15 protein-coding genes are annotated in these 14,346 nt (G+C 50.3%); 2 read left to right on the top strand and 13 right to left on the bottom strand.

Going from position 1 to position 14,346, the window contains the following annotated elements:
* Positions 1–35 precede the first annotated feature (35 nt).
* The 11 genes from OGV77_RS13950 to OGV77_RS13900 form a co-directional block, all read right to left on the bottom strand.
* Positions 36–680, bottom strand: coding sequence for a hypothetical protein (locus OGV77_RS13950; protein WP_087050671.1), 645 nt, complete (start codon positions 678–680; stop codon positions 36–38).
* A 218-nt stretch (positions 681–898) separates the two neighbouring features.
* Positions 899–1,081, bottom strand: a complete 183-nt coding sequence (locus OGV77_RS13945) for a DUF1869 domain-containing protein (protein WP_003832433.1) — start codon at positions 1,079–1,081, stop codon at positions 899–901.
* A 3-nt stretch (positions 1,082–1,084) separates the two neighbouring features.
* The gene (gene yeaR / locus OGV77_RS13940) at positions 1,085–1,447 is read right to left on the bottom strand and encodes a DUF1971 domain-containing protein YeaR (protein ID WP_003030735.1); all 363 of its coding nucleotides are present in this window, start codon (positions 1,445–1,447) and stop codon (positions 1,085–1,087) included.
* Positions 1,448–1,620: 173 nt separating this feature from the next.
* Positions 1,621–2,259, bottom strand: a complete 639-nt coding sequence (gene leuE / locus OGV77_RS13935) for a leucine efflux protein LeuE (RefSeq protein WP_003840862.1) — start codon at positions 2,257–2,259, stop codon at positions 1,621–1,623.
* 140 nt (positions 2,260–2,399) lie between these two features.
* Positions 2,400–3,029 (bottom strand): metal-binding protein ZinT, encoded by a 630-nt coding sequence (gene zinT / locus OGV77_RS13930; RefSeq protein WP_170928010.1) that lies wholly within the window; start codon positions 3,027–3,029, stop codon positions 2,400–2,402.
* Positions 3,030–3,125: 96 nt separating this feature from the next.
* Positions 3,126–3,644, bottom strand: a complete 519-nt coding sequence (locus OGV77_RS13925) for a phospholipase D family nuclease (protein ID WP_075146029.1) — start codon at positions 3,642–3,644, stop codon at positions 3,126–3,128.
* 1 nt (position 3,645) lies between these two features.
* Positions 3,646–4,263, bottom strand: a complete 618-nt coding sequence (locus OGV77_RS13920; protein ID WP_043016668.1) for an ATP-binding cassette domain-containing protein — start codon at positions 4,261–4,263, stop codon at positions 3,646–3,648.
* A complete protein-coding gene (locus OGV77_RS13915) occupies positions 4,247–5,041 on the bottom strand; it encodes an ATP-binding cassette domain-containing protein (RefSeq protein WP_043016669.1) in 795 nt (264 codons plus the stop codon). The genes OGV77_RS13920 and OGV77_RS13915 overlap by 17 nt, the downstream gene beginning before the upstream one ends.
* On the bottom strand, positions 5,035–5,847 hold the full coding sequence (locus OGV77_RS13910) for an ABC transporter permease (protein WP_043016670.1): 813 nt from the start codon (positions 5,845–5,847) through the stop codon (positions 5,035–5,037). The genes OGV77_RS13915 and OGV77_RS13910 overlap by 7 nt, the downstream gene beginning before the upstream one ends.
* Positions 5,837–6,811 carry an ABC transporter permease gene (locus OGV77_RS13905; protein WP_087050690.1) on the bottom strand — a complete coding sequence of 325 codons (975 nt, stop codon included), beginning with the start codon at positions 6,809–6,811 and terminating at the stop codon, positions 5,837–5,839. The genes OGV77_RS13910 and OGV77_RS13905 overlap by 11 nt, the downstream gene beginning before the upstream one ends.
* Positions 6,811–8,397 carry an ABC transporter substrate-binding protein gene (locus OGV77_RS13900; RefSeq protein WP_087050673.1) on the bottom strand — a complete coding sequence of 529 codons (1,587 nt, stop codon included), beginning with the start codon at positions 8,395–8,397 and terminating at the stop codon, positions 6,811–6,813. Before OGV77_RS13900 ends, OGV77_RS13905 begins: the two co-directional genes overlap by 1 nt.
* 430 nt (positions 8,398–8,827) lie before the next feature.
* Here OGV77_RS13900 and OGV77_RS13895 point away from each other — a divergent pair, with 430 nt between their 5' ends.
* A complete protein-coding gene (locus OGV77_RS13895) occupies positions 8,828–10,915 on the top strand; it encodes a TonB-dependent receptor (protein ID WP_047411831.1) in 2,088 nt (695 codons plus the stop codon).
* 104 nt (positions 10,916–11,019) lie between these two features.
* Here OGV77_RS13895 and pdeG read toward each other — a convergent pair whose 3' ends face one another.
* Positions 11,020–12,543, bottom strand: coding sequence for a cyclic di-3',5'-guanosine monophosphate phosphodiesterase PdeG (pdeG, locus tag OGV77_RS13890; RefSeq protein WP_087050674.1), 1,524 nt, complete (start codon positions 12,541–12,543; stop codon positions 11,020–11,022).
* A gap of 240 nt (positions 12,544–12,783) precedes the next feature.
* Between pdeG and OGV77_RS13885 the strand changes: the two genes are divergently transcribed.
* Complete coding sequence (locus OGV77_RS13885) at positions 12,784–13,056, top strand: hypothetical protein (protein WP_043016674.1); 273 nt, start codon at positions 12,784–12,786, stop codon at positions 13,054–13,056.
* A 75-nt stretch (positions 13,057–13,131) separates the two neighbouring features.
* Here OGV77_RS13885 and OGV77_RS13880 read toward each other — a convergent pair.
* Positions 13,132–14,346 (bottom strand): autotransporter outer membrane beta-barrel domain-containing protein (locus OGV77_RS13880; protein WP_286502807.1); only part of this gene is annotated, 1,215 nt, incomplete at its 5' end.

Here is a 14,346-nt window from a genome sequence, read left to right as displayed (position 1 = left end):
CTGAGTCTAACTTTCCAGACTCAGGCCTTATCTCATTACTTCGCCAGCTGGGCTTCACTAAAACGGATGGAAGCAGTTTCCTCCTGCTTATCACGTCGCATAAAGCCCAGGTTCATCAGGAACAATCCCGCCATAAACGGTAGCTCATACAATTCTTCAATCAGATCGCCATACTGTGCATTGTGCAGAAAGATGGGGGCCAGCAGACGATGATGCTCCACCGTATCAGAGATTAAAAATGCACAGGTGGTGATCGCCAACAGCCAGAGCGGTAACGGTTCATTACGCACACGGCGGGCAATATCCTGGCGTAAGTGCTTCGACAGCAGCACCGGCAGAATAAGCATGGCAATTAATACAACTGAGATAGCTCTGAACAGAAGTTTAGGATGCTCAGGGAAGTAATCGCGTCCCCAACTGGTACTTCGGCCCAGCAAGACCACCCACCACGCTGCCGCCCAAAGCCAAAATTGCTTCTCGCCTACAGGACGTGATAAAGGTCGGATGTAGATAAGAGTAAATACCGCGCCAAACAGCAGCCAAAGCGCCTGGCCATTTTCAATCCATTTGACGACAGTCCCGTTGAGCAGCGGTAGATGCCAGTTCGCGACGAACGGGATTGCGACAATGACCAGTCCAAGAATGATTGTGGATAATGTAAGTCGGGTATTGAGTTTCATAAGCGCGATGTTCTGTATTGTTACTGTTTCGCGATCATAACCCCTGTGAATGATCAACTATTAGCAATCAATGCGAATTTCTTAAGGTATTCTTAAGGAATCCTTTTCCGGACACATTCGTGTTTCGCGCGGATAAAAAAGCCGCACTGCGCCATCGAAACGCAATGCGGCTTTTAGATTAAAAACTAATGAATTCAATCAGTAGCAGTAGCTAACGCTTACCACCCGCAGACTTCGTGCTCATTCTCGGTATCGTACGAACGCACGGTGTTGACCAGATCTTTGACCACTTCTGCTGCCACATCCGGCACCAGTAATGTCATAGGCGCCTCTGTTTCATAATCAACAGAAACACCGTTGCTGTTATTGGTCACTGTTACGGTATAGGTTGCTTTACCCATGATTTACTCCTTGCCGGTGCGCACGACTTTTCGTTGATTTGCGCTCTCCATCAGAACTTCCGGGGCAACGAAAAAATCGATATTAAAGTAAGTGTCGTCGGTCATCACTTCGATGTTATGCCATTTTTCCGGTGGAAAAACGCCAAACTGACCGGCTTCAATAACCATCACCTCTACTGGCTCCGGACTGTGTTCATCTGCATATCCGAGATATTTGACCGCCCCCTGCATAACCGAAAGTCGAGGATAAACCCCGGCCCGGGTTCCTTTATCAAGGTGGCGTTCGAAAATTCCGGCAGGCGCCGTTTCTTTGTTCCAGAATGGAGTAGAGCGTGTATGGATATGATTCTGTGGAATTTGAAGCATTTTTCTTCCCTTTTCCAGTCGACAACCAGCGAGTCTTATTGAACCGCTGCTGTACACAGGGTACGCCTCAAAATATACATTTAAAATACCATTTATTGGTTATAACCATACGATTATCAATGAAAAGCAGAGCATCATATCGAAGGCCCGCCGCAATCAGCGGGCCGATAGCATCACGACTGAAGCGTGGCCAGACGAGCGGCAAAACCAACGAAAATCAGACCGATAAGGGAATTACCCACTTTGGCCAATTTTTTCTTCGTACGGATATACTGCGTCACGAACGCGCCGGAGAAAATAAGGAAGCTCAGGTAGAAAAAGCTCACTATCTCAAGCGTAATAGCCAAAATAAAGAACGACAGTCCTGAGTGCGGCGCATTGACATCAATAAACTGCACGAAGAACGAAACATAAAACAGAATAGCTTTGGGATTGGTCAGACTCAGAATGAGTGCGCGTTTAAAAATGGCACCAAACGGGACTTCCTCTGGCGCGGCGTCGCCTGCTTTCGATTTCAGTGTTGCATACAGGATCTTCGCGCCAAGATACAGTAAATAGAACGCGCCGAGGTAACGAACGATGTTAAACAAAACGGGCGTTGTTTTGATCAATGCGGCAACGCCGGCATAGGCCAAAAACATCAACACGGCATCACCGATAAACACACCGCTGGCTGCGAGATAACCGCCCTTCACTCCCCGACCGACGCTGTTCTTCAGCACAAATATCGTATTTGGCCCCGGTACCAGCACGATAAAAATAGCCCCCACCAGATACGTCCAGTAATTCAGAACTCCATACTCTGCGAACACGTTAACCTCTTCCTGAAAAAACACATGCACTTGCTGCAATACAATATGCTAACGAATGCGACAGGTGATGGAAAGAGAAGGTTATTAATTAAAAAAACCCGCCACTGGTGGCGGGTGTGTACAGATAAGGTTAATCTGGATCAGTGGTGCAGCATCTCATCCACAACCTCTTCGCCCTTTAACTGATAAGGGTAGTAGGTAGGCCAGTTTTCCATCTCTTCAAGCAAGGCTGCCTGCGAGGTATTTCCCATAAAGATATGGAAGTGGCTGGATTTACGCGGTGCGATAATATGATCGCTGAATTGCACGTATTTAGGTGCTTTGCTGTCAGCGGCTTTACACTCAAACAAATACCGTACACCTTTCTTGCCTGATTTATAGTGCAAGATTTTAAACCCGGCATAGTCGTATTTGCACGATGCAACCTGATTACCGGTGTGAAATTCCATCACGCCATTTTCTATGCCAATGGAGTCTACGTTGGTTGCATAGCCTGTACGATAATAAGCTTTAATTTGTTCTGCCGTTTTGCTTTTATCTTTCTCCGCTTTCTTTTTGAATACCGGATCAAGCTCGCCGCTGACCAGATACGGATAGACGGATTGCCACATGCCATCCCAGTCGGTCAGCGCCCTGTCCTGCACCTGGTTATCATCAAATACCCCCTCCGACGCCTTTTGTTCTGCCTCACTCATTGGCGCACCATGGGAATGATGACCATGCGCCAAAACCGAACCACTGACTAAAAGCATCCCCAGAGCGATTGTCATTTTTTTAAAACGAATAACCAAAATTTCACCCTCAAATCATTTGCGAGTGAATTGTTATAATATAACGTTACATTTAAATCAACGCCGTTGTGAAAACTATTCAACGCTCCGGTGTGCGATTTTCCAACGACTGTCAAAATGGGCCTGATACTGCGCTATAACGGCAGGTTCGCCACGAACGATCAGCACATTTTCGGAGTTGGCAAATTCTGCAGATTTGGCAAAGTTGAACGAGCCGGTTTCCAGTGTGTCGCCATCTATTATCATTACTTTGTCATGTTGGATGTGGTAGTGGCCATCCAGTTGCACATCGACCCCATTCGCGGCAGCGAAAGCGATGGCCTTCTGGCTGACCTTGCCCTGATTTCGTTTTTTATCGATAACCGCCCGAACAACAACGCCCCTCTTTTCGGCATCTACCAGGGCCTGAACAATATCTGCCGACTGAAATGAATAAGCCATCATATCGATGCTGCGCTGCGCATGGTTAATCGAATCCAGCACTAAAACCCGGGCCGAACCTTCCGGCGAAAAGCCCACCTGAATCGAAGCATGCGCGGCAACAACAACTGCACCGCATAATAGCGCAGCCAAACCAATTGATTTTACGCTCACGTTAGATATTAGCCTGAAAGGATGAATCGTCCGAAGAGAGTAGCGCTCGCGTGCAGATCTGATCAAGCAACGCCTGCTGATGGCTGATAATTAGCATACCTAATGGCCGACGCTGACATTCTTCAAGCAGCAGCGCCCAGATATCCCGTTGGATGGAAGGATCGAGCTGGGCGGTAATTTCATCGGCAATAAGAAAACGTGTCCGCGGATCCAGCGCGCGAAGTAAGGCAATTCGCGCCAGTTCACCGCCGGAAAGCTGTCCGGGACGGCGATCCAACCACTCTGAGTTGATGTGAAGACGGGTAAGCATTTCAGCATCAGGTCGCCAGGCATCATGAACCGCATCGCCGGTGCTGCGCCGGGGGTTAAAGGTTAATTCCGGATGCTGGGGCACCAGTTGCACCGGGCAATACTGGTGCATTGGCAGCGGTTGCTCATCAACAACAATGTCACCCGAGGTCGGCTTTTGCCAACCCGCCAGCACGCGTCCCAGCGTCGTTTTTCCGGTTCCGCTGGGCGCGCAAATCCCAATGCGTTCTCCAGGGGGCAGAGAGAAGGTCAGATTTTGCCATAACACTTTTCCCCCCTGACAAATCGTAACATCACGACAGCACAGCATCGCGCTCTCCAAAAAGTTGATTTCTTTCAGGCAGCGCCCGCCATTGTCGTTGCAGATGCTCGCTAATCTCTCCGCGTAACAGCTGCTCCCGGCTGACGTTATCCGACACCCTACCCTGATGCAGCGCGACAATACGATCCGCATGACGGGCCGCCAGCGTGAGGTCATGCGTTACCCACAAAACGCCTGCCCCGTGCTCACAAAGCTCGCGCAGTTGTTCAAGCAGTTGATTCGCCAGCGGCGCATCAAGCCAGGCGGTAATTTCATCCGCCAGAATATAGCGAGCCTGACTCAGAGATGCGTGACAGGCCAGAACACGTTTCGCCATCCCCCCTGAAAGCTGGCGCGGGAAAGCATCTAATACCTGACTTTCCAGTCGGCTACGCTGGAGCAATCGGTCAATTTTTCCGGCATTCCATTGCTGGCCAGAAAGCTGGCTTGCCCTGCGCAGATGCTTTTCAATCGAGAGCAGCGGGTTAAGCGCCTGAACGCCTTGCGGGACATAAGTGAAGGTATTGCCGCGACATTTACGAATATCATCGTTGTCCAGCGTTTTGCCCTCAAGGGTGATAGCCCCCTGGAAGCGCAAATTATCCGGTAAGAGATCGAGCAGGCATTGCAGCAGCAGACTCTTCCCTTCCCCACTTCCCCCAACTAGCGCCACCATCTGACCAGGCGCTACGTCAAAAGAGATATCCTGCAACAGCGAAGACCATTGTTTCGCGCCGTACCAGCGATAACGCGCTACATCCAGCGAAACCTGTCTTAAACTCAACATGCGTCACCTCGTAACCATAAACGATGCACCGCCCTTGCGAGCTGATCAAATAACATCACCAGACTGAACAGCATCAGTCCTGGAAACAGCACCAACCACCAGTCGCCATGACTGATAAATCTCAGCGCATCCGCCAGCAGCAGGCCCAGTGACGGTTCATGCGGCGCCAGCCCAAAACCGAGGAAGCTTAACGCCGCGCTGTGCAACACCGCGTGGGGAAACATCAGCAATGTTCCCGTTAACCACTGGGGTAATAATGCGGGTAGATAGTGGTGCCGCCAGCAGTAAAAATGTCCGTGTCCCAGACGCCAGGTCAGCGTCAGATAGTCACTATGAGCCACGCGCTGCGCTTCGGCACGCAGGATCAGCGCCAGTCGCGGCCAGTGGGTCAGCGCAACCGCCATGATCACCCCGTTTTTCCCGCCACCCAGCGTGAAGCAGATCAAAATGAGCAACAGCAGATGCGGCATCGACAGCATGGCATCGGTAATCAGACGCATAAGCACATCCAGACGCGGATGTATGCGCGAAACCGCCGCCATCATTAATGCGATGAAGCCGCTGCACAACGCCGCGCCAATACCAATTTGCAGACTGGTTAACGCGCCCTGAAAGCATCGTGTCCACAAATCGCGACCCAGGTTATCGGTGCCAAACCAGTAAAGCGCATCGGGTGGCAGATGACGGGCAAGCAGATTAACGCTCAACGGATTATCCAGCGTCGCTGCGCCATACACCGCAATAAAAAGCAGGCAGCTAAAAGAGAACAAAAGACGAATTAGCGTCGGCGTTGGGTTATAGAGCATCAGGTCGCTCCAGAGCGCGATTCAACGCATGGATAAGCCAGGTTGACAGCGAGTTGCCAATGAACACCAATACGGTACTGAACAACACTATCCCCATCAGTAACGGCAGATCGCCGCGTAACCCGGCATCAATAGTGGCCTGTCCCAGTCCCGGGTAAGCAAACACTTTTTCCGCCAGCAGCGCGCCGCCCAGTAGTTCTCCCAGCGAAGCAAACTGCAGGCACAGCGCTGGCGTGATAGCGTGGCGCAGAACCTGATGACGCAACAGCGACCAGCCTTTATCTCCCTGAGAACGCGCAAAACGAACAAAATCACTTTTCATCACGCTGGCGATACTTTCCCGCGTGTGAAGCGTAATTTGTCCCAGTCCCAGCAAACTTAGCGCGCAAACGGGAAGCACCAGATGGCGCAGACGCTCAGTCAGCGTGGCCATATCGCCGCTGTTGCCCGGCTCCCACGCGCAGCAGACCGGAAATACCGGCCAGCGCACAGCAAATAACGCCAGTAACAGCATGCCAATCCAGAAGGTCGGCAGCGAAGAAAGCAAATAGCTGAGGCGACAAATTGCTTTATCCGGCCAGCGATTCAGGTAGCGACCCGCGACAAATCCCATCACCGTTCCCAGTACACCGGAAAGTAACCACGCGCCGCCAAGTAGCGCAAACGAGGTAGCAAAGCGCTCTTTAATCACGCTGGCAACCGGCGCATTAAATAACATTGAATAGCCGAGATCGCCCTGCAATACGCGTATAAACCAGTGAACAAAACGCTCCCATAGCGGCTGGTCCAATCCCCAGCGAGCAGCGATCCGCGCATATTGTTCCGGCGGCACGTGCAGGAGATCGTTGCCGATATAGGCGCGAATCGGATCGACAGGAGAAAAACTGAGCAGCAAAAAAGTGCCAGCCGCAACCAGCACTAATAGCACTATCAGCCGTAGAAAATGGCCCACAACAGACTTCATCAACGGCAGGTCCAGGTCCATTCGTCCAGATTATTGAGCAGTGACCAGCTGCCGTGAATTTCCGGTGCGCCTTTGCCCAGGTCAATACACGGATTAGCCAGGTAAGTGTGCTGAATGTTCAGCAGCCAGGCCCAGGCGGCATCGCCCTGCACGCCGGCCCCTTGCTTGCCATCCCACTCCACCTGTTGCCAGAAAGGCAATGCTTTTTGCCAGTCCGGAGCGTCAATAGCCTGTTTAAGATGCTGTTCAACAACGGGATTACTGTAATAGCCCGGATTGTAGTATTCCACGCCCGCGGCCTGATTACTGTAGTGATGGAAAAGCTCCATCGGATCCAGGCTTCCCCAGCCAAACAGCGTCGGATTCGCATGCATATGGCGCTCAACGGTTTCCCAGCTTCCGGATTGCAGCGAGATCTGAATACCCACGGGCTCCAGCATTGCACGTACGGCTTCGGCTAAATCCCGGCGCGTGCTGTCACCGCTGGCGTACCACAGCGTCAGGCGAGCTTCTTTGCCGTCTTTCACTCGTACGCCGTCTTTCCCCACCTTCCAGCCGGCCTCTTCCAGAATCGTCCGTGCTTTTTCGCTGTCGCCATCGTTGAACGCGACGGACTGCCCCTGCCATGGCAGGCCCTGAACCGCGCTATACGCCGGAATCGCATGGCCTTCCATGACCTGTTCGGCAATCTGCTTACGGTCAATGGCGTAATTGATGGCGCGTCTGATAGCGACATCGGCAGTGATATCGTTACCAATTGGGTAACCATTGGCGTCTTTTTTACCCGCAGGAACCATCGGGAACACAATGCCACGGTTTTCCACGCTGTCGCGAACCCAAAGCTTCAAATTCTGCTGCTGAGGGGCGACTGCCATCGACGGCGCAATACGCACGAGTCCCAGTTGGCCACTGCGCGCTGCGGCATAAGCGTTATCTTCATCAAGGAAGACAAACACCAGCTTACTGAAATCATTTTTCTTACCGGCATACCAGGGGTTAGCCTCCACGATCAACTGCTGCCCCGGCTGAAAACTCACCAGCCGATAAGGACCCGCGCCTATTGGATTTTTGGCGAAGGTTTTTTCGTCATACCGTTTTTCCGGGACAATACCCAAAGAACCCAGCACGTTTACAAAGGTGCTCTGCGGGCTGCGCAGCGTAATTTCTACCGTGCGGTTATCTTTCAGGCTGGCATGGTTGAAGTTCCCCATGTCGATTTTGCCGCCGCTTTTTGCGGCTTTGTTATAGGTGAACACCACATCTTCCGCGGTTAGCGGGGATCCATCAGAGAATTTAAGGTCGGGTTTTAACGTCAATGTCCAGGTTTTGCCATCTGCGCTGGTCTCTACTTTTTCCGTCAGCAGGTTTCCCCAGCTCATATCTGCATTTTGTTTTAATAATGGTGCGTGCAAAAGCAAATAGCTGCCATGACTCCAGCCCAACATCGGGTCAAACCCTTCCGTTGGCTCCGGTCCAATTGCCAGTTTTAACGTCTGCCCTTCGCTCGCATTTTGCGCGGCGAGAAGTGGTGAGGTTAATGCGAGAGTCAATGCGCACGTAAGCAGTGCCAGCTTGCCTTTGATCATTATGTTATCCAGATTTACGTTATTTTTATGCCGCTCAACGATGTCTTGTCGTTTAACGGTCTCCTGGGGAAGGGATTATGGCGGACAGAAATGACGAAAAAAATGATGCGGCGCAGAAAAGTATGACGATTCTCTAAAATTATCATACTTTTTTCTGATACTCCGTTATGAGTACGCACTGAATTACAGAAACAGAGCAAAAGTTAGCCATTTAATTAATGGCAAATTAATAACAACCTAATGATTGCAAATACTAATTATTGGTCTTTTCCGCTATTCCCTTAGCTCAAATTAATGACAATTTATGTATATTTATTCAAGAAAAAGACCAGAAGTGATAAGTTATGTAAATACATAATGATAATTATTTGTATTATCATTCCCATCAATTATCTTACTGCCTTTGAATTTTAACAAAGGAAGTTTGACTATGCGCTTAAAACCTGTTGCTTCTGTTGTTCTGTCCTGTTTAGGATTTTCTAGTCCTCTGGTCTTCGCTGAAGATGTCATGGTGGTAACCGCTTCCGGTTACGAAAAGAAAATCACCAACGCCGCTGCCAGCGTCTCCGTTATTTCGCAGCAAGAGTTACAAACCAATAAATATAATGACTTAGGCGAAGCTCTGCGTTCTGTTGAAGGGGTCGATGTTGAAAGCAGTACCGGTAAAACCGGTGGGCTGGAGGTCAGCATCCGCGGTATGCCCGCCAGCTATACCTTGATCCTGATTGACGGTATTCGTCAAAACGGCAGCAGCGACGTGACGCCAAACGGCTTCTCTGCCATGAATACCAGCTTTATGCCTCCGCTGGCGGCAATCGACCATATTGAAGTGATCCGCGGCCCGATGTCGACGCTTTATGGCTCCGACGCAATCGGTGGCGTAGTGAATATCATCACCAAAAAAAGCACCGATAAATGGAGCACCTCCATCAATACTGGCGTTAACCTGCAAGAGAGTAATAAATGGGGTAACAGTACGGTCGCCAATTTCTGGTCAAGCGGCCCGTTAATCGCGGGCGTACTGGATATGCAGGTTCGGGGGAGCACAACCCAGCGTCAGGGTTCTAGCGTCACCTCCCTGAGCGATACCGCCTCCACCCGCGTACCTTATCCGACCGAATCGGAAAACTATAACATCGGTACGCGCCTCGACTGGAAAACGAATGAAAACAATACGCTGTGGTTAGATCTCGATTCTGCCAGACAGCGCTATGACAACGACGACGGTCAATTAGGAAACCTGACGGGGGGTTACGACAAAACGCTGCGCTACGAGCGTAACAAAGTTACCCTCGGTCACGATACCGCCTTAACCTTCGGCACCTGGAAATCCTCCCTCGGCTGGAATGAAACCGAGAACAAAGGCCGACAACTGGTCTCCTCGGCACTCACGCCAGAGAACGCAGGCCGGGCCGGTGATGCGCGTGAACTGAAGAACACCAACGTCATCCTGGACTCAGTGCTGCTGACGCCATTGGGTGATTCGCACCTCTTAACCCTCGGTGGGGAATATTGGGATGCACGAATGAAAGATGGTGTGGTGCTGGCCAATACCGGTGAGACGTTCCACCAAAAAACGTGGGCAGCCTATGCGGAAGATGAATGGCATATTCTCGATTCGCTGGCCTTAACCGCAGGAACACGCTATGAGCATAACGATGTCTTTGGCGGTCATCTCAGCCCACGAGCGTATATGGTCTGGGATGTTTCCGACGAATGGACGCTCAAAGGTGGCGTAACGACAGGTTATAAAGCCCCCTCGCTGAGCCAGTTGCATAACGGGATCAGCGGCGTAACTGCGCAAGGAACGGTGAATACGGTCGGTAACCCGGACCTCAAACCGGAGGAAAGTCTCAGCTACGAAACCGGGCTGTATTACGAGAACGATGCAGGGCTTAACGCCAACGTTACTGGCTTCTATACCGAATATAAAAACAAAATTGTCTCATATTCTATCGATGATAATACCAACAGCTATACCAACAGCGGCAAGGCAAGGACCGATGGCGTTGAATTTGCCAGCACCTTCCCGCTGTGGTCAGATGTGCTGACCTTATCCCTCAACTATACCTACACCCAGAGCAAGCAAAAAGATGGTGACAATAAAGGCGCGCCATTAAGTTACACGCCAAAACATATGGCTAACGCCCGCCTGAACTGGCAGGCAACGGAAGATATGAACGCCTGGCTGAGCGCACGTTATCGCGGTAAAGCTCCACGCTTTACCGAAAATTACGACAACCTCAGCGCGGTACAAAAGGCCGTATATGACGACAAAGGCGCTGATTTAAAAGCCTGGACCGTTCTCGACATGGGGATGTCTTATAAGCTGACCAAAGACCTGACGCTTAATACAGCGATTAATAACGTGCTGGATAAAGACTTTAGTGAAGTCAAACTGTACCAGGTGGGCCGTAATAGCACCTACGCAGGTGATTATTATCAAACTGCGCAATCTACAACCGGATACGTAAACCCAGGTCGTAACTACTGGGTTTCTCTAAACTATCAGTTCTAATTTTTACAAATCCTGCTGGCCGAGCTATCACATGTATCTCAGTCAGCAGGAGCTCAAGATCTATAAGGCAACAGATATTCTTCTGGTACCGAGTTAATCCAGTTTTATTCGACAAAAACATTCACTTTAGGTTTTGACAGCAGAATAATGACGAACTCAGTGAAAGTTACGGGCTTATAGAAATAGTATCCTTGCAGGAAAACGATATTGTTTTTATTCAGGTAATCAAGCTGCGCCTTTGTTTCAACCCCTTCTGCAACGATGCTTAAAGACAGTTTACGTGCCAGTTCAAGTACACAATCTAAAATCCGGGTTGAATCGGGATGCTCATTTACCCTTCCCACAAAGCTCTGATCGATCTTGATGTAATCAATATGCAAATCATGCAAATAAGAAAGGCCAGAATAACCGGTACCAAAATCATCCAAGGCGATCACAAAGCCATTTTCATGGAGCGTATTGAGTCTCTGCACAAGATCCTCGTCCACATCCAGCGGTTCGCGCTCAGTGACTTCGATGACCAGATTGAGATCATCGTGGTTAAAACTGTCCCTGTATTGCAGGCACTCATGCACGAATGTAGGGGATATGATATGGGATGCGCTGTAGTTAATACCGACATGGAAGCCGGGTGGCAATTTGCTGGAAATAGAGTTCATATTCGCAGCGACCTGCCTCATCAGGCTTTGTGTTAGCGGCACGATCAGACCTGACTTTTCGGCGATGGGAATAAAGGAAGCGGGAGAGATATACCCGACCTTCGGATGTTTCCATCGGGCCAGCACTTCAACGCCACGTAACGTCCCCTCTCGACCATTTACGATAGGTTGATAAAAAGGCACGATCTCTCCTTTTGCTATCGCCCTACGCAACGTTTCTTCGGGGGTATCATTCTTGTTCAGATACTTATCAATGGCATAAGCAGCTGCAACAGAAATTAACAGGACAAAAACCAAAATTCCTGAGCCTTGTGTAACCAGCCTTTTTGCACTAAATAATGGTGGTTTATTATAAATAATACTGAACGGATACTTTGCGGAATTCACCTGTCCAGACGTACGAGTACTTGCTGTGACGGTTTTCACATCGCCCACTAAACCGAGTACGTTATCGCCCACGAGCAGTGAGTATGCCGCACCCTTTAATGGAACTTTTAGAGCGCCACGAATATGCACCCCACTGATCGTGACAATAATACGACTGGTTTGAAAACGAGTTTGATACAGCAGAACGGGTATCTCGTTTTCCGTATTGCCTGCGGGAGTCAGCAGCAAATTTGAATCAGTTATTACAGGAATTCGCTTAAGTAAGATCCTATTCCCCGGCAAAGACGTACACCAAACTTTCCCCTGCCGGATAATGATCAGCGTTCGCAAATGAGGCCGAAGCGCTGCCTCGGTTCCAAGTTGGTACTGAGCATCCTGGTCGCATTTTTTTTCAGCGATACGCATGGCTGTACCGGTTGCCTGGAAAGCCTCATCGAGTATGTTATCCATATTTTTCGCGGCATATCTGGCTCCTCCAAGAGTTTCCAACGAGGAGGAATACCAGAGCTGCATATTGAGAATAAAAACACCGATGAATAAAAGGCACACTGCAGCAATTACCGGTAACAATGCTTTGCGCATTCTCGTGTCCTGTGGCGAAAATTGAAAACTCATGATGATGAACATTTACGTGTTCAAATTTATCTCTACAGAGCATGGTAGACAGAAACAGAAACCGCCATAAGCCCAGTCACTCTTCCCCAATAAAAACGTAACCGTATAATTTGTATATAAAAAATCACTAAAAATAGCATGGCAAAACCGGCGTAGTACATCATCTAATTTTGCTATCATAGAAATATACGAATAAGAGGTGAGCCAATGAAAATCTTTATCACTGACAGTGACGGGAACCTGATTCCTGTTGACGGAAAAAGCGTTGTCATCGAATTGAATAGCGGCGGCACTATCGAGATCGCCGAGGAGTACAGCCGGGACGATGTTCCTGAAGGTATTAATTTGTGGGGCGGACGAGAACCCTCCCCTTCACTCTCATTCGAGGAAATCAAAGCCAGAACTGAAGGCCTTGGCGTTTATCCCATCGCAGCCAACGCTCTGCATGTATTCCCGTACAAACTTTCATCAAAAGAATAATTGCACTCATTATTGGGTTTAAAATAACCAGACTGACATACGCCAGTCTGGCTGAACTTGCCCGGCAGAATCAGCTTAGAAGTTCCATTTCACACCGACCATCGCAGCGCTGTCGTTATAGCCTTTGTCGCCAGCCTGGACCCCGATGTTGCCCCACAGATTAAGACGCGGACTCACCTGTCCTTCCACACCCACTTTTACCTCGGCGATATTTTTCGCCCCGTCCTGACGAACATTCACGCCGTCCATGGTCGTACTGAAATCACGTGAATTGTGCAGCCAGTTCAGTTCGGCAAACGGCTGGAATTCACGCTCTTTACCGTTATCCATCTGATGATGGCTCTTAATCCAGGTTTTCAGGCCCAGCCGGGTCTGTACATTGCCGTTACCGTTGCTGGTGATACGGGTGCCGTTGCTTTCCTGATGATCGTCCGCCTTCACGCCCATCCAGACCGCCTGCGCCTGAGGCTGGATGTACCATTCATTCAGCGTGCCATGACTGCCGGCAAATTCGCCCATTTTCTGGGCATATCCCATTTCCAGCGAGGCGGTCACCCCTTTCGATTTATATGACTCGCCCTGCAGGTCATCGCCTTTAACATTGTTATCAAACCAGCTGTACTGAGCCCAGCTGTCCAGCCAGGCGCCGTTATGCGACGCATCATTGGCATACCATGTGGCATACACGCCGGTACTGTAGCCATTGACTGAACCCCGGGAACGATAACCCGTGCGTGATGACCGGGTGTTACTGTGGTCGTTCCCGTAGCCCGCCATCATGCCCAGGTGCCAGCGGTCAAGTCCGTTCTGGCTCCATTGCGCAATGTCACCTCCCAGCTGCAATACATAACGGTTGCTCTGGGTTTTCAGCTGGCCGCTGCCGTCACGCCAGTTGTTGTGCCCGCCAACGTGGCGCATCCACATACTGGTGACTTTCTGCTCGCCGGTCAGGGCATCGGTATACTGCGTTTCGCCCAGGCGATCGTACAAACGGGTGACGAACATGTTGTTGGCTGCCGCCAGGTTAGCCGTGTAGCTGCCGCCTTCCGGGCGCAGATCTTTATCGGGATCCGGATTTGGTTCGGGATCCGGATTGGTTTTGCCGCTGGTCAGATACCAGTTGCCACTGTTCTCATCCTGACCGCGCCCAAGGCTGTAGTCATATGCCCCTGCCACAATACGGCCAGCCTGGGTGAACTCACCGTCCGATGCGCCATCAACATGAATAACTTCGATCCCATCAATCGTGGCGGCCCCTTTCCCACCGGCGTTGGTGACGCTGACGGAGGT

The organism is Citrobacter sp. Ce129, from assembly GCF_030334545.1.
GTDB lineage: Bacteria > Pseudomonadota > Gammaproteobacteria > Enterobacterales > Enterobacteriaceae > Citrobacter > Citrobacter europaeus.
Note: the sequence above shows the minus strand (reverse complement) of the source record. Positions and strands in the feature narration are given on the sequence as shown.

What these genes read in the sequence shown, in the direction of transcription:
- OGV77_RS13950 (WP_087050671.1), bottom strand. Translation starts at nt 680, where the DNA reads ATGAAACTCAATACCCGACTTACATTATCCACAATCATTCTTGGACTG.
- OGV77_RS13945 (WP_003832433.1), bottom strand. Translation starts at nt 1,081, where the DNA reads ATGGGTAAAGCAACCTATACCGTAACAGTGACCAATAACAGCAACGGT.
- yeaR (WP_003030735.1), bottom strand. Translation starts at nt 1,447, where the DNA reads ATGCTTCAAATTCCACAGAATCATATCCATACACGCTCTACTCCATTC.
- zinT (WP_170928010.1), bottom strand. Translation starts at nt 3,029, where the DNA reads ATGACAATCGCTCTGGGGATGCTTTTAGTCAGTGGTTCGGTTTTGGCG.
- OGV77_RS13920 (WP_043016668.1), bottom strand. Translation starts at nt 4,263, where the DNA reads ATGCTGTGCTGTCGTGATGTTACGATTTGTCAGGGGGGAAAAGTGTTA.
- OGV77_RS13915 (WP_043016669.1), bottom strand. Translation starts at nt 5,041, where the DNA reads ATGTTGAGTTTAAGACAGGTTTCGCTGGATGTAGCGCGTTATCGCTGG.
- OGV77_RS13910 (WP_043016670.1), bottom strand. Translation starts at nt 5,847, where the DNA reads ATGCTCTATAACCCAACGCCGACGCTAATTCGTCTTTTGTTCTCTTTT.
- OGV77_RS13905 (WP_087050690.1), bottom strand. Translation starts at nt 6,811, where the DNA reads ATGAAGTCTGTTGTGGGCCATTTTCTACGGCTGATAGTGCTATTAGTG.
- OGV77_RS13900 (WP_087050673.1), bottom strand. Translation starts at nt 8,397, where the DNA reads ATGATCAAAGGCAAGCTGGCACTGCTTACGTGCGCATTGACTCTCGCA.
- OGV77_RS13895 (WP_047411831.1), top strand. Translation starts at nt 8,828, where the DNA reads ATGCGCTTAAAACCTGTTGCTTCTGTTGTTCTGTCCTGTTTAGGATTT.
- pdeG (WP_087050674.1), bottom strand. Translation starts at nt 12,543, where the DNA reads ATGCGCAAAGCATTGTTACCGGTAATTGCTGCAGTGTGCCTTTTATTC.
- OGV77_RS13885 (WP_043016674.1), top strand. Translation starts at nt 12,784, where the DNA reads ATGAAAATCTTTATCACTGACAGTGACGGGAACCTGATTCCTGTTGAC.